Here is a 24,991-nt window from a genome sequence, read left to right as displayed (position 1 = left end):
GACGCACGCCAGCCCCTCGTCGAACGTCTCAGCAGGACGCCGCGCGGCCCAGCAGCAGAGTGCGTTCCCGCGCGTTGCCGGTGAGCCCGGCGGCGCGTTCGAACTCCGCCCTGGCCTCCGCGGGACGGCCCAGCTTCAGCAGCAAATCGCCGCGCACGCTGGGCAGCAGGTGGTAGGCCTTCAGCGCCGGCTCGTCGAGCAGCCGGTCCACCAGTTCGAGCCCGGCCGCGGGGCCGGAAGCCATCGAAACGGCCACGGCCCGGTTCAGCTCGATCACCGGCGAGGGCGTGATCTGGGCCAGACCTTCATATAGGGCAGCAATTCTGACCCAGTCCGTCTCGTCCGGGGTCCGGGCGCGCGCGTGGCAGGCGGCGATCGCGGCCTGCGCCGAGTACGGGCCGTAGGCGCCGCCGGCCAGCTCCTCCGAGCGGGCCAGCGCGGCGAGGCCACGGCGGACGAGCAGCTGGTCCCAGCGCCCGCGGTCCTGGTCCATCAGCAGCACCGGCTCGCCGTTGGTCCCGGTGCGCGCGGCCGAGCGCGACGCCTGGATCTCCAGCAGCGCGACGAGCCCGTGCACCTCCGGCTCCGACGGCATCAGCCCGGCGAGCACCCGGCCGAGGCGCAGCGCGTCCTCGCACAGCGCCGGGCGCATCCAGTCGTCGCCGCGGGTGGCGGAGTAGCCCTCGTTGAAGACCAGGTAGATCACTTCCAGCACCGACGAAAGCCGCGCGACGCGTTCCTCGCCCACCGGCACTTCGAACGGGACGCATCCGTCGGCCAGCGACTTCTTCGCGCGCACGATCCGCTGCGCGATCGTCGACTCCTTCACCAGGAACGCGCGGGCGATCTCGTCCGTGGTCAACCCGCCGAGCATCCGGAGGGTGAGGGCCACGCGGGCCTGGGTGGACAGCACCGGGTGGCAGGCCGTGAACACCAGGCGCAGCAGGTCGTCCTCGATGTGCTCCTCGTCGAGCACGGCGTCGAAGTCCGGCAGCACGCCTTCGCCGACGCGCTGTTCGCGGCCCAGCTCGTCGAGCTTGCGGCCGAGGTTCTCGTTCCGCCGGAAGTGGTCGATCGCGCGCCGCTTCGCCGTGGTCGTCAGCCACGCGCCGGGATTGCGCGGCACCCCGGTCTCCGGCCACTGCTCCAGGGCGGCGACCAGCGCGTCCTGCGCCAGCTCCTCGGCCAGCCCGACGTCACGCACCATCCGCGCGAGCCCCGCGATGACGCGTGCGGACTCGATCCGCCACACCGCCTCGACGGCGCCGCGCGTCCGAACCGCCCCCTGCGTCTCCACCGGCCCATCACACAGGGCCGCCCGCCCGAGGGCAACCCTCGGGCGGGCACGCCGTCACCCCGTTCGGGACGGCTCAGTTCTTCGCGCTCTCCGCCCGCAGCCGCTCCTCGGCCTCACGCAGCTCGGGGGTCATGTTGTCGCCGAAGTCCTCGGCTTCGGCGATGCGCCGGATCTCGATCTCGTGGTGGGCGCCGTCGGTGTTCGGCACGCGCTTGACCCACTCGATGACCTCCTCCTTCGAGCGGACCTGCAGGATCCAGAAGCCGGCGATCAGCTCCTTGGTCTCCGCGAACGGCCCGTCGACGACCTGGGGCTCGGCCGTGCCCCCGAATTTGACGCGCGCGCCATCGGCGCTGGCCGTGAGCCCCTCGCCGGCCAGCATGACCCCGGCGCGGACCAGCTCCTCGTTGAACTTGCCCATCTCCGTGAGCAACTCGGTGCTCGGGATCTGGCCGGCTTCGCTCTCTTCACTGGCCTTCATGATCACCATGAACCGCATCGGAAGATCCTCTCTCTCGGTTGCCTTCACTGACGCGTCGATCGGCCGGCCGCCAAATCGACACGGCGGCCGAACTTTTTTCCCGGAGCCGAAACTAGCAGGTCAGACGGCTGTCCGAGGGGTGGAAGGGGCGTGGGAGAATTCCCGCTCGTGGCGCTACTCCCCGACGACCTCCGCTCGTCCCTCGAGGGCGAACTGGGCCGGTTCCCCGAAGCACGGCTCGCGCAGGCGGTCGACAAGCTCAGCACGCGCTACCGGCAGGGCGACGCCGCGACGTCGCCGATCCTGTCCTCGGAAATCGACGTCGCCGCGTACGCCGGCTATCGCATGCCGGCCACGTACGCAGCCGTCGCCGCGGCGTTCGACGAAGCAGCGGCGGCCGCTCCGGGCTTCGCGCCGCGGACCCAGATCGACATCGGCGGCGGCACGGGCGCGGCGGTCTGGGCGGCGGCCCAGGTGTGGCCGTCGCTGGAGAAGTGCACGGTGATCGAGCAGGTCGCCGGGGCGCTCACCCTCGGGCGGAAGCTCGCGTCGACGGCTGTTTCGGCGGCTGTCCGGGGCACGACCTGGCAGCGTGGGCTCGTGGACCCGGCGTCCGCCGCGCCGGAGGCCGACCTGGTGACGATGTCGTACGTGCTGGGCGAATTGCCCGAGCGCGGGCGCGAGGAGGTCGTCCGCTGGCTGGCCGCGAAGGCCGGCACCGTGGCGCTGATCGAGCCGGGCACGCCCGCGGGCTTCGCGCGGATCCGCGCGGCGCGGGAGGTGCTGCGCGGCATGGACCGCCGTGTCGTGGCGCCGTGCCCGCACGACGGCGAGTGCCCGATCCGCCCGGGTGAGGACTGGTGTCACTTCGCCGCGCGGCTGCCGCGCTCGGGCCTGCACCGGCGGATCAAGGCGAGCACGCTGGGCTTCGAAGACGAGAAGTTCTCGTACGTCGTCGCGTCGGCCGTCCGGAGCCTCGACCGCCCGGACGCGCGAATCCTGCGGCACCCGCGCAAGCACAAGGGCTGGGTGCAGCTCGACCTGTGCACGGTGGACGGCCTCGCCCCCGGCAGCACCGTGTCCAAACGGCAGGGCCCCCGCTACCGCGCCGCCCGTGACGCCGAGTGGGGCGACGCGTGGAGCACGGAGAAATAACCTCCCACCCGTGTCCGGACGGCCGCGGCGGCTCCGACCAACCCGTGAATCACCGGATCACGGAGAGGACACCGCAGTGATGGACTTCCCCAGCCAGTGCGCCGCCATCGTCGCGCAGACCGAGTTGTTGCAGGCCACCGTCGAGGGGGCGGACCTGGGCACGACCGTCCCCTCCTGCCCGGAGTGGACGTTGGGGCAGCTGCTCAACCACATATGCGCCGGGCACCGCTGGGCGGAGGAGACCGTCCGCACCCGCGCGGAAAACCTGCCGCCCGACGACGAGCTGCGGCACCTCGGCTCGACCCCGCAAGCCCCGTCCTGGTTGCCGGACGGCGCCCGCGCCCTGGCCGCCACGCTGCGCGAAGCCGGTCCGGACGCCCGCGTGGTCACCCCGGTCCCCGCCGGACCGCCCCGCGCCGCCTTCTACGCGCGGCGCTTCATGAACGAGACGGCCCTGCACCGCGCGGACGCGACCCTGGCCGTCGGCGCGGAGTTCACGCTGGACCACGACGTCGCGGTGGACGCCATGGAAGAGTGGCTGGAACTCGGCTCCCTGCCCGTCATGCTCGACTACTTCCCCGAGCGCCGCGCCCTGCTCGGCGAAGGCCGCACCGTCCACCTGTCACCAACCGACAGCGGCAAGGGCTGGACCATCGACCTCACCGGCGACCTCCTCGCCTGGCACCCCGGCGCCCCCGCCGAGCCCACCGTGACCGTCGAAGCGCCGGTCACCGACCTGCTCTTGATCAGCTACGGCCGCCGAGCCGGCAAAACCGCACTTCTCACCGGCGACGCCGACTTCCTCGACTTCTACCTGTCCCAGGTGAGCTTCGGCTGACGACCTCGTACCCGCGGCCGACCCGGTTTCGGTCCCACGCAGGAGGCAGCCGGGCCGCGAAGCGGGCACGATCGACACCATGACCACGCCCGGGGCCCGATGATCGGCCAACTCCCCTGGACCGGCCGTCGCGGTCCGCTCTTCGCCGAGTCGGTCGCGCTCGGCGTCCTGGTCGTGCTCGATTCGGTCCTGTTCCTCCGGTCCGGCCCGGCAGTGGGCGGCCTGGCCGGGATCGCCATGGTGTTCGTCCCCGGGCTGGCCCCGGTGGTCGCGGTGCTGGCCGTGCTTCGCCGACGGTTCCCGGAGCAGACCGCCACGGTCGCCACCGCGGTTTCGGCGCTTTCCTTGCTGGGCACGGTGATCACGGCGGTGATCGCGGCGCTCGGCCAGCGCCTCCCGCCCCAGCCGAGCACGGCCGAAGCGCTGGCCATCGCGCTCGTCGTGGGCGCGGCCTGCCACCGGCTCGCGCCGAAACCGGCCTTCGTCCAGGCCGCGCTGGGCGGGCTGGCCACCGTGGCGGCGCCGATCCTCCGTTACGGGATCGGCTCGCCCGAAGCCCTCTTCGCCGCGGCCGCCGCGCTGGCCTGGGGCGCCGCGCTGGCCGTCGGCCTGATCCTGCGTGACGCCGACGCCCGCGCCCGCGCCGAGGTCGTCGAAGTCCGCACCGCCGAACGCCTCCGCCTGGCCCGCGAGCTGCACGACCTGGTGGCCCACCAGATCACCGGCATCGTCGTGCGGGTCCAGGCCGCCCACCGCGTCACCGAGCGCCAGGGCGGCGACACCACGGCGTTCGCCGAGATCGAGACGGCCGGCGCGGAGGCCCTGTCGTCGATGCGACGGCTCGTCGGCACGCTCCGCACGGACGAGGAGAACCTGTTCGCGCCACCGTCCGGGCTCGCTTCGGCCGTGGACCGTGCGGTGCCCGACGACGGCAGCGTCCGCCTCGAGGTCCCGGACGGTCTCGCCGACCTGACCGCCGCGCCCGAGGTGGTCACGACGGTGCACCGGCTGATCACCGAATCGCTCACGAACGTCCGGCGGCACGCGCCGCGCGCGACCGAGGTGCGCGTGAGCGTGGGCCACGACCAGCGCAACAGCCTCACCGTCGAGGTGGTCAACGACGGGGCCGCCCGGCCCGCGCGCCCCGGTGGTTACGGGCTGATCGGCATGTCCGAACGGGTCAGCGCCGTCGGCGGTACGGTTCAGGCCGGGCCGGAGGCCGGGCACCGGTGGCGCGTGGCCGCGCGGCTCCCGCTCGGACCCGCGTGACCCCGTCTTCGAGGAGCCCCCAGTGCCGGTTCGCGTCCTGATCGCCGACGACCAGGCGATGGTCCGCACCGGCTTCCGGCTGATCCTGGAGGGCGAGCCGGACATCGAGGTGGTCGGCGAGGCCGCGGACGGCCAGGACGCCGTCCGCCTCGCCCGCGAGCTGCGCCCGGACGTCACGCTGATGGACATCCGGATGCCCGGCATCGACGGGCTTCAGGCCACGAAGCTGCTGGCCGGGCCCGAGGTCGCGGACCCGATGCACGTGGTCATGGTGACCACGTTCGGCCTGGACGAGAACGTGCACGCGGCCCTTCGCGCCGGAGCGTGCGGCTTCCTCCTGAAGGACGCCGGCGCGACGCTGCTCATCGAGGCCGTGCACGCCGCTTCACACGGCGAAGCGCTGGTATCGCCAGCCATCACAACGCGGCTGCTGTCCCACTTCGTCGGCAGCGTCCCGCGTCAACAGTCCGAACCGGACAGTCCGCTGACACAGCGCGAAGTGGACGTTGTCAAGGCAGTCGCGCGCGGTCAGACGAACGCCGAGATCTGCGAATCGCTGGTGGTCTCCCTTTCAACGGTCAAAACGCACCTCGCCGCGGCCCAGCGCAAGCTCCGGGCGCGCAACCGCACCGAGATGGCCATCTGGGCGTGGGAGAGCGGCCTCGTCCGCTGACTCCGGCCCGGTTTCGTGCGCCCGCGCTACTTTCACCACCACGGTCCCGGCGACGAGGTCGCCCATCCGCTGGCGCCGGGGTGTGCACAGCATCAGCCCGGCTCCCGCCAGACCCCAGGCGAACCCGTCCACCAGCATGAGCACCGTCCGGATCACGAACGCCCGCAACGGGGGCTGCTCCCCCTCCAGCGTGACGACGCGCAGGCGCAGCCACCGCATGGCGGGCGTCTGACCGTGGTGGCGGTGCGGCCACCAGATCGCGAAGAACCAGAGGCCGGCGAAGTCCAGCACCAGCACCGTGAAGGCGACAACTGTGAGGAACGGGACCAGCGCGGCCAGGCCCGCCGGGCGGAACAGCAGCACCACCAGCGTCGCGAGCAGCACCAGCGGGACGGCGACGAGCAGCTGGTCCAGCGCGTACTGGACGATCCGCCGGCCCACCACGCCGAGCCCGCGCCCTTCAGAAGGCCGGGAAGTGGTCATGGCCCCATCATCACCGCTGCCGCCGCCGGGCGCGCGCCGGTCCTCGTTCTCAGGGCTGATGGGGCAACGGAAGTTCGTACTTCGGGCCGATAATCCGCGTCCGCGCGCCCGCGAGACTCGAACCCGATCCGACCGACGGACGAAAGGAACTCCGGTGCGAACTTCCAGAGCAGGGCTGGTCGCGGTCACCGCGGCGGTCGTGGCGGCCGCGCTGCCCGCCGCGGCTTTCGCGGCCGGTGATCCGCTTGCGCCCTACACGGGCCAGCAGATCACCTGGGGCAGCTGCGCGTTCAAGCCCGCGAACGGCGCGAAACCCGCGCAGTGCGCGGAGATCACCGTCCCGCGGGACTGGGCGGACCCGGCCGCGGGCGTCGACCTCAAGGTGTCGATCAGCCGGGTCGCGGCCACCGGCGAACGGCAGGGCTCGCTGCTGGTGAACCCCGGCGGCCCCGGCGGGCAGGGCACCTCGCTCGCGGGCGCGCTGGCCGGCCTGGAGCCGTCGGTCAACCAGCTCTACGACCTGATCGGCATGGACCCGCGTGGCACCGGCCAGGAAGGCGGTGCCGACAAGGGTTTCGTGTGCGACGTGCCCAACGGGCGGCTGCCGAAGGCGCCCTTGGACGCCCGCGACCGCTCGGCGTCGAGCATCGCGATGCACCAGCAGACCGCACGCGCCATCGCGGAGTCCTGTCAGAGCGACGCGCTCGCGCCGTACATCACCACCTGGCAGACCACGCACGACATGGACCTGATCCGCACCCTGCTGGGCGACCAGCAGCTGAACTACCTCGGCTACTCCTACGGCACCTGGCTGGGCGCGAAGTACGCGTCGATGTTCCCCGAGCACGCGGGCAAGGTCGTGCTCGACTCCAGCGTGAACTTCCAGGGCCGCCTGCAGGCCGATTTCGAGGCGTTCCCGGTGATCGACCAGCGCCAGTTCGACGACGTCTACCTGCCGTGGCTGTCCCGGCAGTTCCCGGCGCAGCTGGGCAAGACCCCCGCCGAGGTCAAGCAGACGTGGGAGAAGATCCGCGCGTACTACAAGACGAAGGGCCTTGCGCCGGACAACTTCGACCACCTCTTCGTCGGCAACGGCAGCCGGATCCAGTGGCTGCTCGGCGTGCTGGTGCTGACGAAGGGCGCGGCCGCGCTCAACGGCACCGCGGCCACACCCCCGGCCACGCTGGCGGGCCAGCTCGACACGCAATCACGGGCGACGTTCGGCGTCCCGGCCGCCGACCTGACGGTCGCAAATATCGTCAGTCGCTCGCCCGCGCCGGACTACTCGCAGGTGGGCGGAACCCGCTTCGCCGTGGCGTGTGGCGACCAGCCGACGCGTTCGTCAAGCTGGTACAAGCACCTCAGCGACCAGCAGGGCCCGGTGGACCCGCTGTACGGCTGGTCCTACGGCATCACCGAGCCGTGCGGCTTCTGGTCCGACGCGCCGCAGCACGAGCTGCCGGACCTGCCGGCCCAGGTCCGGCCGAACGTGCTGGTGGTGCAAGGGGAATTCGACCCGCAGACCGGGTACGAGCAGGCGAAGGCGGCCGCGCGCTCGGCCGGGGTCCCGCTGGTGTCGGTGGACAACTCGCCGTTCCACGGGCAGTACGCGCTCAGCGGCAATCCGTGTGTCGACGGCTTGGTGAACACCTTCCTCACCAAGAACTCCCGCCCGGGCAGCACCACCTGCCCCGGCGTCCCGCTGCCCGCGGAGAACCAGGTGTACCCGGTGCCCGGCGCCGTCGACGGCTCGTCGCACGGCCTCGTCACGCAGCTGCAGGACACGCTTTCCACGCTGCGGCAAGACGTTCAGGATGTGGTCAGCAAGCTCAACGAACAGCGCTGACGATCCGAAGACGTTCAGTCCCACCGGATCGGAAGGCTCTTCAGGCCGTTCTGGAAGTTCGACCGCAGCCGGACGGGGTCCGCGGCCAGGCGGACCTCGCCCAGCTGGTCGAGCACGGCCGTGAAGAGGGCCCGCATCTGGACGCGCGCGAGCTGCGCGCCGAGGCAGAAGTGCGGCCCGTGGCCGAAAGTCAGGTGGTCGCCGGGGGCGCGGGTGACGTCGAAGGCGTCCGGGTCGTCGAACACCGTCTCGTCGCGGTTCGCCGCGGAGAACCAGACCACCACCTTGTCCCCGGCCTTGATGTCCACATCGGACAGACGGGTGCCGGTGAGCGCGGTGCGGCGGAAGTGCATCACCGGCGTCCACCAGCGCAACATCTCCTCGACGGCGCCCGGCAGCAGCGAACGGTCCTCTCGCAGCGTCCGGTACTGCTCCGGGTGCGAGAGCAGCGCGAACATCCCGCCGGGCAGGCCGTTGCGCAGGGTTTCGTTGCCCGCCACGGAAAACAGCCAGAACAGGTTCTCGAACTCGTCGATCGAGACGCGGCCGCCCTCGTCGTCGACGTGGCGCATCAGGTTGCTCATCACGTCGTCGCCCGGGTGGGCGCGCTTGTGCTCGCCGAGGGCGTTCGCGTACGCGTAAAGGTCCGGCATCCCGGCGCGCGTGCGCGGGTCCGGCATCGCGCCGTCCGGGCCGGGCGACGGGCGCACGGCGAGCGCGGCGCGGGCGATCTCCGTAACGTCCTCGGGCCGCACGGTCGCGCTCACCGCGTACTCGGGATCCTGGTAGCCGATCACGCGGTTGCTCCAGTCGAACATCAGCCGGCGGTCGCGCTCGGGCACGCCGAACACCTCGGCCAGCGTGAGCAGCGGCAGGTCGGCGGCGATGTCCTTGGCGAAGTCGCACTCGCCGCGGTCCGCGACGGAGGCGACCAGCCCGTGCGCCCAGCCTTCGATCCGCTCGGTCAGCCTGCCGATCGCGCGCGGCGTGAACGCCTTCGTCAGCAGCCCGCGCAGGCGGCCGTGGTCCGGCGCGTCCATGTTCAGCATCATCCGGCGCACGTACCGCAGGTCTTCGGCCGTGGCCGGGTCGCGGATCTGCGTGCCGCCGAGCTGCGAGGAAAACGTCTGCGGATTACGCAGCACGTGGCGGACGTCGGAGTGGCGCAGCACCGCCCAGAAGTCGCCGATCCTGGTCACCGGGGTTTCCCGGCGCAGCTGAGCGAGCAGTTCGTACGGCACGCCCGAGACATACGTGTCCGGGTCGGCGATCGCGGCGCTCGACACGCTTCGACCCTAGCCGTCCGACGTCGGCTTCGGGCAGGATCCGACTGGTGGACAAGCTGAAGCTCCGGGCCGGCGGATCCGGCGAGCCGCCCTTCCTGCTGCTTCACGGGCTCGGCGCCACCGGCGCGGTCTGGGACCGGCTCGGGGAGCTGCTGCGGCGCCGGCTGCTGGTCCCCGACCTGCCGGGCCACGGCGGGTCGGCGCCGCTGCCGGAGTACTCGTTCGAGGCACTGGCGGCCGAGGTCGCCGAGGGCCTGGACGAGGCCGGTCCCGTGGTCGTCGCCGGGCATTCGCTCGGTGGCGTCGTCGCGCTGGAACTGGCGAACGGGCGGTACGGCCTCGACGTGGCCGGGGTGCTCGCGCTCGGGGTGAAGGTCGAGTGGAGCGTCGAAGAGCTGGCGAAAGCGGCGGCGATGGCGGCGCGCCCGCCGAGGGTGTTCGAAACCAGGGCGGACGCCGAGGTCGCGTACCTCAAAGTCGCCGGCCTGACCGGACTCGCGCCCGCCGACCCAGCCGGCGTCACCGAAGCCGACGGCTGGCGGCTGTCGCTGGACCAGGCCGCGTTCGGCGTCGGCGCGCCGGATCTGCCGCGGCTGCTGGCCGGCGCGCGCTGTCCGGTGGTGCTCGCCGCGGGCGCGGACGACCCGATGTCCCGGCCGGAACAGCTGCGAGCGCTGGCCGCGGACGCCGTCACTCTGCCCGGCCTCGGCCACAACGCCCACGTCGAGGACCCCGCCGCCCTGCTCACGCTGCTGGAGCGGCTCTCCCCGAGCGAAGACTGAGCGGGCGCTTAGGATGGGGCGCGTGATGACGGACCCCGCACACCTCGGCATGGCCCAGTTGCTCAAGCTGGAACGACTCGAGGAGAACCTGTTCCGCGGCTCGTGCCACCAGGGCTCGCCGCAGCGGGCGTTCGGCGGCCAGGTCGCGGCCCAAGCCCTCACCGCGGCCGGTGCGACGGTGCCCGCCGAGCGCGGCGTCCACTCGCTGCACGGCTACTTCATCCGCGGCGGCCGCACGGACATGCCGATCATCTACGAGGTCGAGCGCACCCGTGACGGCGGCTCGTTCACCACCCGGCGGGTGGTGGCGATCCAGAACGGCGAGAGCATCTTCAGCCTGTCCGCGTCCTTCCAGAAGGCGGCCGAGAGCAGCGAGCACCAGGCGCGCATGCCGGAGGTGCCGGGCCCGGACGAGATCGCCGTGATCGAGACCGAGGAGTCGCCGATCGTGCTGGCCGCGATCGAGGTCCGGTTCATCTCCGACCCGGTCGAGGGCCTGCCGGACATCGGCCACGGCCCGCGCCAGCGCATGTGGGTGCGCGCGAAGGACAGCCTGCCGGACACGCCGCTGGCGCACGTCTGCGCGCTCACCTACATCTCCGACATCCGGCTGGCCGGCACGGCCTGGCTCCCGCACCGCGGCGACCCGGGCACCCCGCAGCTGGCCTCGCTGGACCACGCGGTGTGGTTCCACCGCCCGTTCCGCGCGGACGAATGGCTGCTGTTCGACATGGACAGCCCCACCTACGCGAGCACCCGCGGCCTGGCCCACGGCGAGTTCTTCACCACCGACGGCCGGCTCGCCGCGTCCGTGACGCAGGAAGTCCTGCTACGGCACCGAATCTGAGCTATTAGTCCACAGCGGACTTCAGTTCCCGAGCCGCACCCGCGGCACCGGCGAAGGCGCGGGCTCCGGAGTCTCGCGCGCCGTGCTGCCGAGCACCCGCGAAACCTTGAGCGTCTCGACGCCCGCGAGAACCGTGTTGGCCAGCGCCAGCACGAGGTAGACCCCGGCGGGCAAGGAGAACGTGAACGGCCGGACGCCGGACGCCCCCGCGAGCAGCGAAATGTGGCAGACCACGAAAACCACCAGCGACGCCGCCGAGAGCACGGCCATCAGGAAGAGCACCGCGCGCAGGAAACGGGTGCGGCGCCAGCGCAGCCGTCCCGTCTTCACCAGATCTGGCTGGCTGACCATGACCAGACCGCAGACGTACCCGCAGAACCCGCCCGCGGCACCGGCGCCCGCGACCAGCGCCGTGATCGTCTGGTAGGCCACCGGAATCCGGTAGGCGGCCAGGATCGCGGCGACGCAGACCAGCAGCCCGAGCGGCAGGTGCGGCCAGCCGAGCCACGGCAGTCTGCGCTCCATGCGGAGGATCGTCGGCAGGTCGACATCTCGGTACGACCCGGAGTCGGGCAGGGGCATCGCGCCGTTCCTGTTCTTCCGGTTCTTCCGGTGACCGGCGCAGCCTAGGCCAGTGACGGGCGGGCCGCAAAAACCAGTGGCCGGAACGCGGGACGGTGGGCGAACACCCGGGCCCGGGAGGTGGCCGCGGTCACGGCCGGCCCGGCTCCGCGGGACCGGCCGACGCCGTGATCAGCCACTTGATCGCCGCGGGGCCACCGGGGCCGTTTTCTGTCGGTGGTGCTGGATAGGCTCCGGGCATGAACACCGAAGAAACCACCGTGGCCGCCGAGGAGCTCACGCGGGGCCAGTGGTTCTGGCACGAGCCGGCGCCGGGCCTGAAGTCCTGGCAGCTGCAGGTCGCCGAAGCGGAGCTGACCGCCGACGCCGTCCGCATCATCACCACCGACGACGTCCGCGAGCTGGTCTCCTACCGGCGCACCCGCCGCGTCCGCCTCGCCATGGCCTCCTGACCGCTTTTCCTTTTCCCGGCTGGGGAGCCGGTTTGCTACGAGAAAGCGCCTCGGGGCCGCGATCGCGGTCCCGGGGCGCTGGGGGATCCGGGCCTGGGGGATCTGGGGCGGATTTCCGTTGACCGGTCACCCGGCGACGGGCCGGGAGGCTTCGCCGCGAGGCGCGTCCGACCGGTCCGCGAAGCCGTTCTGCGCGGCGGAGCGCGACCGCCAGGCGAGGACGATCACGACCGCCGGGATGAGGATGTCGTTGGCGAGCACGCCGCCGACGTTGCCCGGAGCGGTGTCGCCGTTGGCGATCCACTGGTAGAGGTGGCCGATCACGGCGCCCCAGAGGAACATGCCGGAGCTGAAGCCGATCGTCATCCGCTCGCGGTAAGAGGCCGAAGCGGCCCGGAAGCCCAAGAGCGCCAGGCCGAGGTTGGCGAAAGCGATCTCGAACGTGAACGGGGTGCGGGTGAAGCCGATCGCCTCCGCCATGGCGTCCGGGATGGCCAGGAACGAGAAGGTCATCCAGAGGCTGCCGAAGCCGAGTGCGCCGATCGCCCACCACCGCTGCCAGATCTCCAGCCGCTCGGCGCGATCGCGGACGCGGCGGGTGCGCACCAGCGCCCCGACGCACGGGATCACCATCCAGATGAGGGGGAACGCGGCTTGGGCGAGGTAGGTCGTTGCTGTCATGCCGATGAGTCTTGCATGGTTAATATTAACTCGTCAACACTGAGGTAGGCTGACGTCGTGGACGATGGACTTTCAGACCTGCTGCACCGGGTGGTCTCCCTGATGGGCGACGCCGCCCGCCGGCACACCGGGCAGGACGGCGAACTCACGTACAGCCAGCTGCGGCTGCTGGGCGCCCTCGAAGACGTCGAGCCGGCCACCCAGCACCGGCTCGCCCAATCGCTGGGGGTCTCCGACCCGGCGATCAGCCGCGCGCTGCGGCCACTCGAGCAGGACGGGATGGTCCGGGTCACCCAGGACCCGCTGCACGCGCGGAGGCGGCTCGTTGAACTCACCGCCACCGGTCGCGAGGCCTACCACGCCAACGGGAAACCCCTCGCCGAAGCGTTCCGGCTCGCCTTGCTGAAGCAGGGTTTCCCCTACGACCGATACCTGGCCGACACCCTCCGGCTGGCCGAAATCCTCGAATCCGACTAGCCGTCGCCGCTCACAGATCCCGGTCGCGGTCCCCGATCATCGCCCGCAGCTTCGTCAGCGCGCGGTACTGCGAAATCCGCACGTTCCCCGGCGAGATCCCGAGCGCGACCGCCGTCTCGGCCGAGGACAGGCCCACCACGATCCGCATCACCAGGATCTCCTGCTGCACTCGCGGCAGGACCGACATCAACCGGCCGAGCTGGGCGCCGAGGTCGTCGTGCAACGCGTGTGCCTCCGGTTCGTTGAAGACCAGCGGGCGGTCCGGCAGCTCCGGCACCGGGTTCGACCGGTCCCGCGCCACCGCGCGGAACGCGTCGGCCACCTTGTTCGCGGCGATCGCCCGCACCAGGTAAAGGAACGAGCCCCCGCGGTCCTGATACGAGGGCAGCACCTTCAGCACCGCCAGGCACACCTCCTGCGCCACGTCGTCGGCGGACAGGTAGGACAGGTCCCGCCCGCCGATCCGCGCCCGGCAGTACCGCACCACCGTCGGTTTGATCAAGCGCAGCAACGCTTGCACGGCCGCCGCGTCGCCAGTGCGGGCCGCGGCCACGGCGTCCGCGAGTTCACGGTCAAGCCCCTCGGGGCGCGGGGCGGACCCGAGCGCGACGTAGCCGTCGACCGCCCCGTCCGACTCACGGAGCACCGGAGCCGGCGCGCTGCTGACGATTTCCATACTCACTCCCCGACGATTTCCGCCACTGATGAACCGTTAATCGGCACGCACCGCGGACCCGTTGCAGAAACAATGCCGGTGTCACGTTTCTGTCCATTAACCGACGAGTCCGGCCGCCGGGAAAGCACCGAGAATGGGAACACGCAGGTGCTGATTCACGAACGAAACGAGGGGGAATCGCGTTGGCGGGCGACGTCGTCGACTCGCTGCCCGGCCGTTCGCTCAAGACGCGCAAGGCCGAAGCGCAGAAGTCGGCGAAGAACGGGAAACCCGACGAGGCGCTGGGCCGGTTCAAGCTCAAACGGCTCAAGAAGCAGGCCGAACACGAATTCGACTGCCTCGCGGCGTCGGACGGGAAAGTGCGGGAGTTCCTGGCGCGTACGCCGTGCACCGCACTGGACCGGATGCTGATGGCGGTCGGCGACGGTCACGGCGACGCCGCCGTGGTCTCGGTCGTGCGCGTGGGGTTCCGCTCGAGATCGCCGCCGTGCACGCTGGACGCTCTGGCGGACGTCGCCGTTTACTTCCCGGTGAAATGAAGTAGGGAGCCGACAAGGGGGCTCGAACCCCTGACCTGCAGTTTACAAGACTGCTGCTCTACCAGCTGAGCTATGTCGGCCTGCGCCGCGAGGCGCGGGCCGAAGTATATCGACACCCGGGAACGGGCGTCGGCTCCCAGCCCCCAGCGGCGAAAACAGCGCGTCCGGAGCCGCTGCGGCACGATCGTCGCAGAACGTGGTGGACGCCACTTCCGGATCCGTGCAACGGTCGGGGCCGGACGGCCGATGGTCCTGGCGGAACGACGAGGAGGTGGGATCGATCATGAAGATCAACGAGCACGCCGACCAGGGGGCTCACCGCAGACGATGGCCGATCCTGGAGCCTCCGCACCCGCGGTCCAGCCAGCGCCATCGGCCGAACCTGCTGCGCCGCCGCGCGTGGCACATCCTGGAGGCGCCGACGGCCGAGCAGCCCGCCGTCGACGGCGGGGAAACGCTCGGCCCGCAGCCGCCCGACGACGCGACCGTCAACTTCGTCCTGGACCTCGCCCTCCGCATCGGCGAGGTGCAGATGGCCAGCGGCGCCGGCGCGTCCGACGTCACCGCCACGATCCTCGCGCTCACCTCCGCGCTCGGGCTGCCGCACTGCGAGGTCGACGTCATCTTCACGTCGATCACCGTCACCTGCCACCGCGGCACCGACCTCGCGCCCGTCACGTCGTTGCGCGTCGTGCGCTCACGCAGCCTGGACTACACGCGGCTGACGGAGGCCGAAATCCTCGTCCGCAAGATCGTCCGCGGCAACATCGGCGCGGAAGAGGCGCAGACCGAGCTGCAGCGCGTCACCTCCGCGTCACACCCGTACCCGCGCTGGGTCGCGACCGTCGCGTGGGGCGGGCTGGCCGCGTTCATCACGCTGCTGCTCGGCGGCGGGCCGGACATCGCCGCGGTGGCGTTCGTGATCTCGTCGGTGATCGACCGGCTCGGCCGGTACCTCAACCGCTTCAACCTGCCGTTCTTCTTCCAGCAGGTGGTCGGCGGCCTGGTCGCGACGCTGTCCGCGATGGTGATCGTGAACAGCGGCCTGCTCACCACGGACAAACCGACGCTGGTCGTCGCCGCGGCGGTCACCGTGCTGCTTTCCGGGCTCTCCACCGTCTCGGCGGTGCAGGACGCGATCACCGGCTACTACGTCACAGCCGCCGGCCGGACCATGGAAACGGCGCTGATGAGTGCCGGCCTGATCACCGGCGTCGTGCTCGCGCTGAAGATCGCGGTGATGTTCAAGCTGCCCAGCACGCCGCTGCCGGAAGTCACCAACTCGACCCTGCAGCACCTGCCGGTTGTCGTGCTCGGCGGCGCCGGCGCGGCCGCCTGCTTCGCGCTCGCCTCGTATTCGACGCTGCGCGCGCTGCTCGTCGCCGCGGCCGCCGGGGCCATCGGCGCGTTTGTGTACGGCGGTCTGGTCCTCGTCCACTTCCAGGCCGTGAGCGCGTCGGCCATCGCGGCGACCCTCGTCGGCTTCTGCGGGGGCGTGCTCTCGCGGCGGCTCCGGGTTACGCCGCTCGTCGTAGCCGTGTCCGGGATCACTCCGCTGCTCCCCGGCCTTTCCACCTATCGTGGTCTATACCAATTGGGGGTCGAGCCGGGCGGCAACATCTCCACCTTGATGACGGCTGTCGCCGTCGGACTGGCGCTCGCCGCCGGTGTTGTCCTGGGCGAATACCTCGCACAGCCGGTCCGGACGGGCCTCGGCCGGCTGGAGCGGAAGCTGGCCGGACCGCGGATGGCCGGGCCGATGGAGCCGTCGGACCGGCGTTTGGAGTAATCGGTTGGTCACTGTCCGGTCACCCTGTGCGCGATAGGGTTCGGTTGGGGCCGCGACCCGAGGAGAACGAGGGAGCAGCTGTAGTGACCGAAGCGATTGCAGAGCAGAAGACCACCCCGTCGGCCGACTTCGTCGTGGTGGCCAACCGGCTGCCGGTCGACCTGGAACGCACTTCGGAGGGCGGCCAGCGCTGGACGGCCAGCCCCGGTGGACTGGTGTCCGCGCTGGAGCCGTTCCTGAGATCGCGCAAGGGCGCCTGGGTCGGCTGGCCCGGCGTGCCCGACGTGGACGTCGACGAGTTCGACGACGACGGACTGGTGCTGCACCCGGTGTCGCTCTCCTCGGCGGAGGTCCGGGACTACTACGAAGGCTTCTCCAACGCCACGCTCTGGCCGCTCTACCACGACGTCGTCGAGAGCCCGGTGTTCGACCGGGCCTGGTGGGACAGCTACGTGAAGGTGAACCGCCGCTTCGCCGAGGCGAGCGCGGAGGTCGCCGCCACCGGCGCCACCGTGTGGATCCAGGACTACCAGCTGCAGCTGGTGCCCACGATGCTGCGTGAGCTGCGACCCGACCTGCGCATCGGCTTCTTCCTCCACATCCCGTTCCCGCCGGTGGAGCTGTTCATGCAGCTGCCGTGGCGCGCCGAGATCGTGCGCGGCCTGATCGGCGCGGACCTGATCGGCTTCCACCGCCCCGGCGGCGCGCAGAACTTCCTCTGGCTGGCCCGCCAGCTGGTCGGCCTCGAGCCGACCCGCGGCGCCGTCGGCGTCCGGTCCCGGCCCGGCATGGTGCAGGTCGGCGACCGCACCGTGCGCGTCGGCGCGTTCCCGATCTCCATCGACGCCGCCGGCCTGGACAGCCTGGCGCGCACGAAGGGCGTGATCGAACGCGCCAAGGAGATCCGCCGCGACCTCGGCAACCCGAAGACCGTGATGCTCGGCGTCGACCGCCTCGACTACACCAAGGGCATCGACCTGCGCCTGCAGGCGATGCACGAGTTGCTGCACGAGGAGCGGCTGCGGCCGGAGGACGTCGCCTTCGTGCAGCTGGCCACCCCGAGCCGCGAGCGCGTGGAGCACTACCAGCGGATGCGCGGCGAGATCGAGCAGATGGTCGGCCGGATCAACGGCGAGTTCGCCCGCGTGGGTCACCCGGTCGTGCACTACCTGCACCAATCCGTCGACCGCACCGAGCTGGCCGCGTTCTTCTCCGCCGCGGACGTCATGGTGGTGACTCCGCTGCGCGACGGGATGAACCTCGTGTGCAAGGAGTACGTCGCCTGCCGCCACGATCTCGGCGGCGCGCTGGTGCTCAGCGAGTTCGCCGGCGCGGCGTCCGAACTGACCAGTGCGTTCCTGGTCAATCCGCATGATCTGGACGGGGTGAAGAACGCGTTGGAGGCTGCCATTACGCTCGACCCCGCCGAGGGCCGACGCAGGATGCGCGCCATGCGTCGACAGGTCCTCACCCACGACGTCGACCGGTGGGCGCGCTCGTTCCTGCAGGCGCTGGGTGCGGAGCCGGTCGACTGACCCTCCCCCCGTACCGCGCTGGACCTCCTTAGGAGGAGTGTTGACCGCCGAGGCGTTGCCTGCGGAGTTACGGCGCACGATCGTGCAGATCGCCCGTACCCCGCGCCTGCTGGTCGCCTGCGACTACGACGGCACATTGGCTCCGATCACCGCGAACCCGGACGAAGCCCGGCCGCTGCCCGAGTCGGTCGGGGCGCTCAGATCGCTGGCCGGCCTGCACGAGACGACGACCGCGGTCATCTCGGGCCGGGCGCTGCGCGACCTGGCGACGCTGTCGCGGCTGCCGTCCGAGGTGAACCTCGTCGGCAGCCACGGGTCCGAGTTCGACATCGGGTTCATCCACGCCCTCGACGACGAGGCCCGTGCGTTGCACCGCCGGCTCGAGTCGGAACTCGAGTCGCTGGTGCTCGACGTGCCGGGTGTGTCGCTCGAAGTGAAGCCCGCGAGCATCGCGGTGCACGTCCGCCGGGCCGAGCACGAGGCCGGCCGCCGCGTGCTCTCCGACGTGCACGAGGGCCCGTGCACCTGGCCGGGCGTGTCCACCACAGACGGCAAGGAGGTGGTGGAGCTCGCGGTCGTCCAGACGGACAAGGGCAACGCGCTCGACACCCTCCGCCACCAGGTCGGCGCGACCGCCGCGATCTTCCTCGGCGACGACGTGACCGACGAGAAGGCGTTCGCCCGCCTGTCCGGCCCCGACCTCGGCATCAAGGTGGGCGACGGCGAGACGCTGGCCGCCTACCGCGTGCCGGACACCGTCGACGTCGCGCTGGTGCTCGCGTTTGTGCTGGAAGAACGGCGAAACTGGCTCTACGGCGAGTCGGCGCCGCCGATCGAGCGGCTCTCGATGCTGGCCAACGAGCGCTCGGTCGCGCTCGTCACGCCGGACGCGAAGCTGACCTGGCTCTGCCACCCGGGCCCGGACGCCCCCGCGGTGTTCGCCGACCTGCTCGGCGGGCCGGGGGCCGGGGTCTTCTCGATCAAGCCGCACCGCAACGGCCTGCCGCTGGGCCAGCGGTACCTGCCGAACACGATGACGGTGGAGACGCGCTGGTCGCGTCTGCTCGTCACGGACTACCTGGAGCCGGAAAGCCCTTCGCACCGCACGGACATCGTGCGCGTGATCTCGGGTGAGGCGGCGGCGCAGGTGGTGTTCGCGCCGCGGCCGGAGTTCGGCGGGGTGCCGGTGAAGCTGGTGGCCGAGGGCGAGGGCCTGCGGGTGCTGGGCACGTCGGAGCCGTTTGTGCTCCGCGCGCCGGGCATCGAGTGGACCATCACCTCCGACGGCCTGCACGACACCGCGACCGCGCTGGTGCAGCCGAAGCCGGACAACCCGGTGGTGCTGGAGCTGCGCTGCGGCACCACGGACCTGACCGCCCACGAACTGTCCGAAATGGACCGTCGTGATCGCGCGGGCCGCTACTGGAGCGACTGGGCGGCCAAGCTGAAGCTGCCGACGGTGCAGACCGAGCTGGTCCGGCGCTCCGCGCTGACCCTGCGCGGCCTGGTCAACACCGACACCGGCGGGGTGCTGGCGGCCGCGACCTCGTCGCTGCCGGAGGAGATCGGCGGCGTGCGCAACTGGGACTACCGCTATTGCTGGGTCCGCGACGCCGCGATGACCGTGCGCGAGCTGGTGCACCTCGGCTCCACCGCGGAGGCCGAGGGCTACCTGGAGTGGCTGCACGGCGTGCTGTCCACTTTGGCCGGTCCGGAGCGGCTGCACCCGCTGTACACCTTGTCCGGCAGCGTGATCGGCGCCGAGGCCGTGATCGAGTCGCTGCCCGGGTACGCCGGCTCGCGGCCGGTGCGCGTCGGCAACCTGGCCAACCACCAGGTGCAGCTGGACGTGTTCGGCCCGGTGGTCGAACTCGTCACGACGCTGGCCGAGGTGCGCGGCGAACTGCGTGACGAGGACTGGCAGATGGTGCGCGCGATGGCCGAGGCCGTCACGCGGCGCTGGAACGAGCCGGACCACGGCATCTGGGAGGAACGGCATGTGCCGCGCCACCGGGTGTACTCGCGGGTGATGTGCTGGGTGACGATCGACCGCGCGGTGAAGCTCGGCAACGAGTACGGCCGCGGCGTGCCGGGGGCCTGGCCCGAGCTGCGCGACCGGATCAAGGCCGACGTGCTGGAGCACGGCTGGAACGACGAGGTCCAGGCGTTCACCACCGCCTACGACGGCACGGACCTCGACGCGGCGTCGCTGTTCGTCGGGCTCACCGGCCTGATCGACCCGGCCGACGAGCGTTTCCAGTCCACGGTGACGGCGATCGAGGCCGAGCTGCGCAGCGGTTCGACCGTGTACCGCTACCGCCGCGACGACGGCCTCCCCGGCGGCGAGGGCGGCTTCCACATCTGCGCGGCCTGGCTGATCGAGGCCTATCTGCACACCGGCCGCCGCAACGAGGCCGAGGAGCTGTTCAGCCAGATCGTCAGCTCGGCCGGCCCCACCGGCCTGCTGCCGGAGCAGTTCGACCCGATCGCGGAACGCTCGCTGGGCAACCACCCGCAGGCGTACTCGCACCTCGGCCTGATCCGCTGCGCGAACCTGCTGGCGGAGAAGGCCTGACGCCGTTTTCCACTTCGAGGGGCCCGTTCCGCCAGTCGGCGGTACGGGCTCCTCGTCGTTAGCACGGCCCGGTGACATGGCCCAAGAGTGGTGAGCTCCTTACGTCATGGTCGCTTAAGCTGGGATTCACGGGCATCTGCACGTTCGTTTCGTCTCGGCACGGAGGTGGGCGGTGAAGCAGTATTACGGTCAGCAGGCCGAGGGGTACGCGCCGCTGCCACCGCTGTTCGCCGCCCGGGTCCGCGGAGGATCGCTGGTCACGGGGGTCGCGCTGGCCGTCGGCACGATTCTGGTGCTGGCGCTGACGGTGTTCGTGAACGGTCCTTTGCACGGGCACGCGCTGCCGGACGCCTTCGTCGGACGGGTCGCCCTGCTGCTGCCGGTGCTGTCCGTGCTGGCCACTGCCGCCGTGGTGCTGAGCGCCCGCCGATGCCTGCTGGGCGACTACCTCGTCGTCCCCCGCGCCCGGTTCACCCGCACCCTGCTGCGCGCCTGTTTCCTGGCGCTGGTCGTGACCTGCCTGCTGGCCCTCACCGCGTCGGCGCTGGTGGACCTCTGGCACGACCACAACCGCCTCGGCGCCAGCGACCTGCTGGCCACCTGCGCGAACTTCGCGCTGGGCGTGCTCGGTTACGGTGCGGGCCTGTTCTACGTCCGCCCCTCGGTCGCGACGCTGCAACGCTTCAGCGATCACCCGATCTGGTAGTTCTGGGCGAAACATCCTTGATGTTCCGATAACGACGAAAGCAGGCCGCCCGTGAACGCTCCGGGCCGCTGCGGGCGATACCGGGCATGCAGGTGATCCCCGAGGGTCGAGAGCCGGACGCGCTCGACCGGCCGGACCTGGGCGGGCCCGACCCCGGGCCGGTGTTCGGGCGGCTCTTCGACGCGCACGCGCGGTCGATGCACCGCTACCTCGCCCGGCGGATCGGTGACGAGCCGGCGCACGACCTCGTCGGGGAGACGTTCCTCGTCGCGTTGCGGCGGCGCGATTCGTACCGGCCCGAGCTGGGCACGGCGCGGTCCTGGCTGTACGGCATCGCGACGAACCTGCTGCGCCACCACGTGCGGAGCGAGACCCGCGCGCTGCGGGCGACCGCGCGGCTCGCGCGGACCGGCGACGGCAGCACGGCCGGGCACGACAGCCGGGTCGCGGAGCAGGTCGACGCCCAGACGCGCGCCGCTCAGCTGGCGGGTGCGCTCGCCAAGCTCAGCGTGGCCGACCGCGACACGCTGCTGCTCGTCGCCTGGGCCGGCCTCGAACCGTCGGAGGTCGCCGAAGCACTCGGCGTGCCACCCGGCACGATCCGCTCCCGGCTGCACCGGCTGAGGCGGTGGCTGCGCGCGAACGCGGCCGAAACGGCAAGAACCGAGGAGGCGATCGACCTGTGAGCGACGACAACATCCGGCACCTGTGGTCCGAAGCCGAACTCGACGACGCGTTCGCCGCGTTGCACCCCCAGGTCCACACCGATGCCGGCGAACTCGACCGCGCCCGGGCGAAACTGCTGCGCGCGGCGGCAGGCGAGAGCGGCGACGGGCTGACCGCCCCGGCGTCTCCGTCGAAGAAGCGTTCGGGCGCCTGGCGCTGGATCGCCGTGGCCGCCGCGGTCGCCGTGCTGACCGGCGGCGTGGTCGTGGCGAGCAACCTCGGCGACCCGTCGGAGGTCCGGCCCGCGACCACGCCGACCTCGGACAACCGGCCGGTCGCGGGCCAGTACACCCACGTCACCAACGACTACACGGTGCTCGAATGGGTCAGCCACCGCAGCGTCTTCGCCGTGCGGGAGCGCCTCGAAGTGTGGATCCCGCCCGACCCGCGTGAGGTCTGGAAACGCCGGTGGACCCGGACCGGCCAGGCGACGATCATCGGCGGGATGCCCGCCGACCAGGCGGCGCTGCCCGGCCCCGCGTCGGAGGTCCAGACCGCCGCCGCCGGGGTGTTCACCGAATCGATTCCCGGTTCCCCCGGCTGGACCGCCGCGCCCGAGGGCTGGCATCAGCCGACCGCGGAGTTCATCGCCGGGCTGCCGTCGAATCCGGCGCAGCTGCTGTTGCGCATCGCTCAGGCCGCCGAGGCCGGCCCGTTCCCCGGCGGCCCGGTCCCGCTGTTCCAGCCGGTCAACGTCGATGTCGAGACCGCCATGTCGAAGGGCGCGGTCCCCCCGGTCACGTCGAACCGGACCATCTCCCCGGCCAGCGAGTTCCCGATCAGCCCGCCGGCGGCCGTGACGACGCCGCTCAATCCGTCCCCGGCGGGGAGCTCCGAGGGGCAGGCCGGGCTGGCGCTCTCGGTGCTCACCAGCGGCCTGGCCCCGCGGCCACTGCGCCAAGCACTCGTCACGGCGCTGGCCCAGATGCACGGGGTGAAGACCACCGGCACGGGTGGGACGGTGAACTTCGCCTTTCCCGCCGGCGACCACGAGCTGCTCATCACCGTCGACGCGGAGACGTCGACCGTCCTGCGTGCCTCGACCGTCGCGACGAACAGCGTCTACGGCCTCTCCGCCGGGCGGGCCATCAGCACTTCGGCCTACCGCTACGACATCACCGACGGCTCCGGGGACTGAGCCCGCTACTGGGCGTGGTTGGCGGCGTTCAGCGCACTCGCGACGTCGCCGACCTCCAGCACCCGTATCCCGTCCGGCAGCTTGCCCGAATCCGGCGGCACCAGCGCGTGGGTGAAGCCCAGCCGGGACGCCTCGGCGAGGCGGCGGGCGACGTTCGGCACTCGCCGGACCTCGCCGGCCAGCCCGACTTCGCCCAGCGACACCAGCCGTGGCGACAGCGCGACCTCGTGCAGCGACGAGGTCAGGGCGAGCACCAGCGCGAGGTCGATGGCCGGTTCGGTGATCTTCATGCCGCCGACCGTGGCGACATACACGTCCTTGTCGCCGAGCTTGAGCTTGCCGCGTTTTTCCAGCACCGCCAGCACCATCGCGACCCGCGCCGAGTCCAGCCCGCTCACCGCGCGCCGGGGCTGCGGCATGCTCGTGCTCGAAACCAGCGCCTGCACCTCGCCCAGCAGCGGCCGTTTCCCCTCGACGGCCACGGTGATCGCCGTGCCCGGCACCGGCTCCGCGGTGCGGCTCATGAACAGCCCCGACGGGTCCGGCACACCGACGATGCCGCCCTCGGTCAGCTCGAAGCAACCGACCTCGTCGGCCGCGCCGAAGCGGTTCTTCACGCCGCGCACCATCCGCAGCGTCGAGTGCTTGTCGCCCTCGAACTGCAGGACGACGTCGACCAGGTGCTCCAGCACCCGCGGCCCGGCCACCGAGCCGTCCTTCGTGACGTGCCCCACGAGCACCACGGGCAGCCCGCGCTCCTTGGCCAGCGCGACCAGCCCCGCGGTGACCGCGCGGACCTGCGTGACCCCGCCCGGCGAGCCCTCCACCTGCGGCGACGCCATGGTCTGGACCGAGTCGACGATCAGCACCCCGGGCTTCACGGCGTCGACGTGTCCGAGGATCGCCGCCAGGTCGCTCTCGGCAGCGAGGAACATCTCGCCGTGCACGTTGCCCGTGCGCTCGGCCCGCAGCCGGACCTGCCCGGCCGACTCCTCGCCGGTGACATACAGGGACCGCCCGGCCGTGACCGCCCACTGGTAGGCCACCTCGAGCAGCAGGGTCGACTTGCCGACGCCGGGCTCACCGGCCAGCAGGACCACCGCGCCCGGCACCAGCCCGCCGCCGAGCACCCGGTCGAACTCGGGCACCCCGGTGGACTTGGCCCGGGCCGATTCCACGTCGACCTCGGCGATCGGCCGCGCGGGCGCGCTCGGCGCCCCGGCCGCGACCCTCGTGATCGCCGGATTGGCGCCGCCACGCTCCTCGAGCGTGCCCCAGGCCTGGCATTCGGGGCAGCGCCCGACCCATTTCGCGGCCTCGTGCCCGCACTCGGCGCACCGGTAGACAGTGCTGCTCTTCTTCACCACGCGCCGAGGCTAGCGGTGGGCACCGACAGAAATCAGTGACCCGCCGCGGCGTTGCCCTGGGCCTGGTCGTGGGCCGGCGCGGCGACCGGCAGCGTGACGACCACGGGGCCGGCGTTCTGGAAGGTGAAGGTGACCTTGATCGTCTGGCCCGGCCACAGCGGCTGCTTGAGGTTCTGCAACACCACGGAGCCGACGCCCACCTGGGTCGGCGCCGAAGACGTGGGCGCCGCGGTCTCGCCGGTCGAGGACGGCGGGGCGGTGTCGGACGGCGGCGCGGTGTTGCTCGACGGCACCGAAGAAGAGGACGGCGCGTCCTGCTGGTTCGTGGCCTCGATGGCGTCCGAGGGGCCGATCACCAGCGAGTGGCCGGCGACGATGGCCGTCGAGCCGCTGACCGTGGCCGGGCCGTCGGTCGCGTCGGAGGTGACCGAGACGAGCTTGTCGTCCTTCGGGCCCTGGTTGACCAACGTCAGCGTGAGCGGCGCGGACTGGCCGGCCGAGTAGGCGGCGCCCTGTGCCGGGTACTGCACCGCGGCGTCGCGCAGGACGATCGTCTTCACCTGCGCGTAGGTGCCGTTGACCGCGGGCTGCTGAGTGTCGGTCTGGGTGATCTGACCGGCTCCGCAGCCGGCGAGCACGAGCGCGGCGCCGAGCGCCGACACACCTGCGCCGAACACGCGGCGATTCTGCAGCCTCACGTCGGAGTCCTTCCATCTCACGGCCTCGTCACGACGAAGACTAGCCGGGGACCCTCGCGTGCGCGGAACCGGTCCGCCTTGCGGGCGCGGCGC

Annotated in this window: 25 protein-coding genes and 1 tRNA gene; 16 read left to right on the top strand and 10 right to left on the bottom strand. The window is 71.6% G+C overall.

All coding sequences use genetic code 11. From position 1 onward, the window contains the following. Positions 1 to 28 precede the first annotated feature (28 nt). Together BMY97_RS13850 and BMY97_RS13845 are read right to left on the bottom strand one after the other, a co-directional pair. Positions 29 to 1,207, bottom strand: a complete 1,179-nt coding sequence (locus BMY97_RS13850) for an RNA polymerase sigma factor (RefSeq protein ID WP_245787324.1) — start codon at positions 1,205 to 1,207, stop codon at positions 29 to 31. Positions 1,208 to 1,370: 163 nt separating this feature from the next. Further along, a complete protein-coding gene (locus BMY97_RS13845) occupies positions 1,371 to 1,796 on the bottom strand; it encodes a YciI family protein (protein ID WP_091617215.1) in 426 nt (141 codons plus the stop codon). A gap of 132 nt (positions 1,797 to 1,928) precedes the next feature. On the opposite strand from BMY97_RS13845, the gene BMY97_RS13840 reads away from it, so the two are divergent. The 4 genes from BMY97_RS13840 (at position 1,929) to BMY97_RS13825 (ending at position 5,713) form a co-directional block, all read left to right on the top strand. Beyond that, on the top strand, positions 1,929 to 2,933 hold the full coding sequence (locus tag BMY97_RS13840; protein ID WP_245787310.1) for a small ribosomal subunit Rsm22 family protein: 1,005 nt from the start codon (positions 1,929 to 1,931) through the stop codon (positions 2,931 to 2,933). 79 nt (positions 2,934 to 3,012) lie between these two features. Then, positions 3,013 to 3,771, top strand: a complete 759-nt coding sequence (locus BMY97_RS13835) for a maleylpyruvate isomerase family mycothiol-dependent enzyme (protein ID WP_091617214.1) — start codon at positions 3,013 to 3,015, stop codon at positions 3,769 to 3,771. Between the two features lie 99 nt (positions 3,772 to 3,870). Next, complete coding sequence (locus BMY97_RS13830; RefSeq protein WP_091617213.1) at positions 3,871 to 5,040, top strand: sensor histidine kinase; 1,170 nt, start codon at positions 3,871 to 3,873, stop codon at positions 5,038 to 5,040. Positions 5,041 to 5,062: 22 nt separating this feature from the next. Then, positions 5,063 to 5,713 (top strand): response regulator, encoded by a 651-nt coding sequence (locus BMY97_RS13825; protein WP_091617212.1) that lies wholly within the window; start codon positions 5,063 to 5,065, stop codon positions 5,711 to 5,713. Here the strand turns inward: BMY97_RS13825 and BMY97_RS13820 are convergent. Further along, positions 5,612 to 6,196, bottom strand: coding sequence for an RDD family protein (locus BMY97_RS13820; RefSeq protein WP_091617211.1), 585 nt, complete (start codon positions 6,194 to 6,196; stop codon positions 5,612 to 5,614). The two genes, BMY97_RS13825 and BMY97_RS13820, sit on opposite strands and share 102 nt — an antisense overlap. A 154-nt stretch (positions 6,197 to 6,350) precedes the next feature. On the opposite strand from BMY97_RS13820, the gene BMY97_RS13815 reads away from it, so the two are divergent. Then, entirely contained in the window at positions 6,351 to 8,042 is a 1,692-nt protein-coding gene (locus BMY97_RS13815; protein WP_091617210.1) for an alpha/beta hydrolase, read from the top strand. 14 nt (positions 8,043 to 8,056) lie between these two features. Here BMY97_RS13815 and BMY97_RS13810 read toward each other — a convergent pair whose 3' ends face one another. Next, positions 8,057 to 9,328, bottom strand: coding sequence for a cytochrome P450 (locus BMY97_RS13810; protein WP_091617209.1), 1,272 nt, complete (start codon positions 9,326 to 9,328; stop codon positions 8,057 to 8,059). 47 nt (positions 9,329 to 9,375) lie between these two features. On the opposite strand from BMY97_RS13810, the gene BMY97_RS13805 reads away from it, so the two are divergent. Continuing rightward, the gene (locus BMY97_RS13805) at positions 9,376 to 10,110 is read left to right on the top strand and encodes an alpha/beta fold hydrolase (protein WP_091617208.1); all 735 of its coding nucleotides are present in this window, start codon (positions 9,376 to 9,378) and stop codon (positions 10,108 to 10,110) included. Positions 10,111 to 10,135: 25 nt separating this feature from the next. After that, the gene (locus BMY97_RS13800; RefSeq protein WP_091617502.1) at positions 10,136 to 10,957 is read left to right on the top strand and encodes an acyl-CoA thioesterase; all 822 of its coding nucleotides are present in this window, start codon (positions 10,136 to 10,138) and stop codon (positions 10,955 to 10,957) included. Between the two features lie 21 nt (positions 10,958 to 10,978). On the opposite strand, the gene BMY97_RS13795 is transcribed toward BMY97_RS13800, so the two are convergent. Continuing rightward, positions 10,979 to 11,482: a hypothetical protein gene (locus BMY97_RS13795; RefSeq protein WP_245787309.1), complete on the bottom strand. Its 504-nt coding sequence runs from the start codon at positions 11,480 to 11,482 to the stop codon at positions 10,979 to 10,981. A 296-nt stretch (positions 11,483 to 11,778) separates the two neighbouring features. Between BMY97_RS13795 and BMY97_RS13790 the strand changes: the two genes are divergently transcribed. Next, complete coding sequence (locus BMY97_RS13790; RefSeq protein WP_091617206.1) at positions 11,779 to 11,991, top strand: hypothetical protein; 213 nt, start codon at positions 11,779 to 11,781, stop codon at positions 11,989 to 11,991. A gap of 126 nt (positions 11,992 to 12,117) precedes the next feature. On the opposite strand, the gene BMY97_RS13785 is transcribed toward BMY97_RS13790, so the two are convergent. After that, positions 12,118 to 12,672: a DUF6790 family protein gene (locus tag BMY97_RS13785; protein ID WP_245787308.1), complete on the bottom strand. Its 555-nt coding sequence runs from the start codon at positions 12,670 to 12,672 to the stop codon at positions 12,118 to 12,120. A 57-nt stretch (positions 12,673 to 12,729) separates the two neighbouring features. Here BMY97_RS13785 and BMY97_RS13780 point away from each other — a divergent pair, with 57 nt between their 5' ends. Further along, positions 12,730 to 13,149, top strand: a complete 420-nt coding sequence (locus tag BMY97_RS13780) for a MarR family winged helix-turn-helix transcriptional regulator (RefSeq protein ID WP_091617205.1) — start codon at positions 12,730 to 12,732, stop codon at positions 13,147 to 13,149. A gap of 10 nt (positions 13,150 to 13,159) precedes the next feature. On the opposite strand, the gene shbA is transcribed toward BMY97_RS13780, so the two are convergent. Continuing rightward, positions 13,160 to 13,825, bottom strand: coding sequence for an RNA polymerase sigma factor ShbA (gene shbA, locus BMY97_RS13775; RefSeq protein WP_091617204.1), 666 nt, complete (start codon positions 13,823 to 13,825; stop codon positions 13,160 to 13,162). A gap of 182 nt (positions 13,826 to 14,007) precedes the next feature. Here shbA and BMY97_RS13770 point away from each other — a divergent pair, with 182 nt between their 5' ends. Continuing rightward, a complete protein-coding gene (locus BMY97_RS13770; RefSeq protein WP_091617203.1) occupies positions 14,008 to 14,364 on the top strand; it encodes a hypothetical protein in 357 nt (118 codons plus the stop codon). A gap of 7 nt (positions 14,365 to 14,371) precedes the next feature. On the opposite strand, the gene BMY97_RS13765 is transcribed toward BMY97_RS13770, so the two are convergent. Then, positions 14,372 to 14,444 (bottom strand) — tRNA-Thr (locus BMY97_RS13765). A gap of 203 nt (positions 14,445 to 14,647) precedes the next feature. Here BMY97_RS13765 and BMY97_RS13760 point away from each other — a divergent pair. From BMY97_RS13760 to BMY97_RS13735, 6 genes are all read left to right on the top strand, one after another. Beyond that, complete coding sequence (locus BMY97_RS13760; RefSeq protein WP_091617501.1) at positions 14,648 to 16,153, top strand: threonine/serine exporter family protein; 1,506 nt, start codon at positions 14,648 to 14,650, stop codon at positions 16,151 to 16,153. Between the two features lie 83 nt (positions 16,154 to 16,236). After that, the gene (locus BMY97_RS13755) at positions 16,237 to 17,688 is read left to right on the top strand and encodes an alpha,alpha-trehalose-phosphate synthase (UDP-forming) (RefSeq protein ID WP_177231332.1); all 1,452 of its coding nucleotides are present in this window, start codon (positions 16,237 to 16,239) and stop codon (positions 17,686 to 17,688) included. A 40-nt stretch (positions 17,689 to 17,728) separates the two neighbouring features. Continuing rightward, complete coding sequence (otsB, locus tag BMY97_RS13750) at positions 17,729 to 20,263, top strand: trehalose-phosphatase (RefSeq protein WP_177231331.1); 2,535 nt, start codon at positions 17,729 to 17,731, stop codon at positions 20,261 to 20,263. 172 nt (positions 20,264 to 20,435) lie between these two features. Further along, a complete protein-coding gene (locus BMY97_RS13745; RefSeq protein WP_091617201.1) occupies positions 20,436 to 20,969 on the top strand; it encodes a hypothetical protein in 534 nt (177 codons plus the stop codon). Between the two features lie 86 nt (positions 20,970 to 21,055). Beyond that, positions 21,056 to 21,655, top strand: a complete 600-nt coding sequence (locus BMY97_RS13740) for an RNA polymerase sigma factor (RefSeq protein ID WP_091617200.1) — start codon at positions 21,056 to 21,058, stop codon at positions 21,653 to 21,655. Next, entirely contained in the window at positions 21,652 to 22,833 is a 1,182-nt protein-coding gene (locus tag BMY97_RS13735; protein ID WP_091617199.1) for a hypothetical protein, read from the top strand. The genes BMY97_RS13740 and BMY97_RS13735 overlap by 4 nt, the downstream gene beginning before the upstream one ends. Before the next feature lie 5 nt (positions 22,834 to 22,838). Here the strand turns inward: BMY97_RS13735 and radA are convergent, their stop codons facing one another. Together radA and BMY97_RS13725 are read right to left on the bottom strand one after the other, a co-directional pair. Next, positions 22,839 to 24,200 (bottom strand): DNA repair protein RadA, encoded by a 1,362-nt coding sequence (gene radA, locus BMY97_RS13730; RefSeq protein ID WP_091617198.1) that lies wholly within the window; start codon positions 24,198 to 24,200, stop codon positions 22,839 to 22,841. Between the two features lie 32 nt (positions 24,201 to 24,232). Beyond that, complete coding sequence (locus tag BMY97_RS13725; protein WP_091617197.1) at positions 24,233 to 24,898, bottom strand: copper chaperone PCu(A)C domain-containing protein; 666 nt, start codon at positions 24,896 to 24,898, stop codon at positions 24,233 to 24,235. Positions 24,899 to 24,991 lie beyond the last annotated feature (93 nt).

The organism is Amycolatopsis saalfeldensis (assembly GCF_900110575.1).
Taxonomy (GTDB): Bacteria; Actinomycetota; Actinomycetes; order Mycobacteriales; family Pseudonocardiaceae; genus Amycolatopsis; species Amycolatopsis saalfeldensis.
The sequence above is the reverse complement of the archived record's forward strand: the minus strand, read 5'-3'. Positions and strand labels throughout refer to the sequence as shown.

What these genes read in the sequence shown, in the direction of transcription:
- BMY97_RS13800 (WP_091617502.1), top strand. Translation starts at nt 10,136, where the DNA reads ATGACGGACCCCGCACACCTCGGCATGGCCCAGTTGCTCAAGCTGGAA.
- BMY97_RS13785 (WP_245787308.1), bottom strand. Translation starts at nt 12,672, where the DNA reads ATGACAGCAACGACCTACCTCGCCCAAGCCGCGTTCCCCCTCATCTGG.
- BMY97_RS13830 (WP_091617213.1), top strand. Translation starts at nt 3,871, where the DNA reads ATGATCGGCCAACTCCCCTGGACCGGCCGTCGCGGTCCGCTCTTCGCC.
- BMY97_RS13820 (WP_091617211.1), bottom strand. Translation starts at nt 6,196, where the DNA reads ATGACCACTTCCCGGCCTTCTGAAGGGCGCGGGCTCGGCGTGGTGGGC.
- shbA (WP_091617204.1), bottom strand. Translation starts at nt 13,825, where the DNA reads ATGGAAATCGTCAGCAGCGCGCCGGCTCCGGTGCTCCGTGAGTCGGAC.
- BMY97_RS13740 (WP_091617200.1), top strand. Translation starts at nt 21,056, where the DNA reads ATGCAGGTGATCCCCGAGGGTCGAGAGCCGGACGCGCTCGACCGGCCG.
- BMY97_RS13760 (WP_091617501.1), top strand. Translation starts at nt 14,648, where the DNA reads ATGAAGATCAACGAGCACGCCGACCAGGGGGCTCACCGCAGACGATGG.
- BMY97_RS13835 (WP_091617214.1), top strand. Translation starts at nt 3,013, where the DNA reads ATGGACTTCCCCAGCCAGTGCGCCGCCATCGTCGCGCAGACCGAGTTG.
- BMY97_RS13790 (WP_091617206.1), top strand. Translation starts at nt 11,779, where the DNA reads ATGAACACCGAAGAAACCACCGTGGCCGCCGAGGAGCTCACGCGGGGC.
- BMY97_RS13850 (WP_245787324.1), bottom strand. Translation starts at nt 1,207, where the DNA reads ATGGTGCGTGACGTCGGGCTGGCCGAGGAGCTGGCGCAGGACGCGCTG.
- BMY97_RS13845 (WP_091617215.1), bottom strand. Translation starts at nt 1,796, where the DNA reads ATGCGGTTCATGGTGATCATGAAGGCCAGTGAAGAGAGCGAAGCCGGC.
- BMY97_RS13795 (WP_245787309.1), bottom strand. Translation starts at nt 11,482, where the DNA reads ATGGAGCGCAGACTGCCGTGGCTCGGCTGGCCGCACCTGCCGCTCGGG.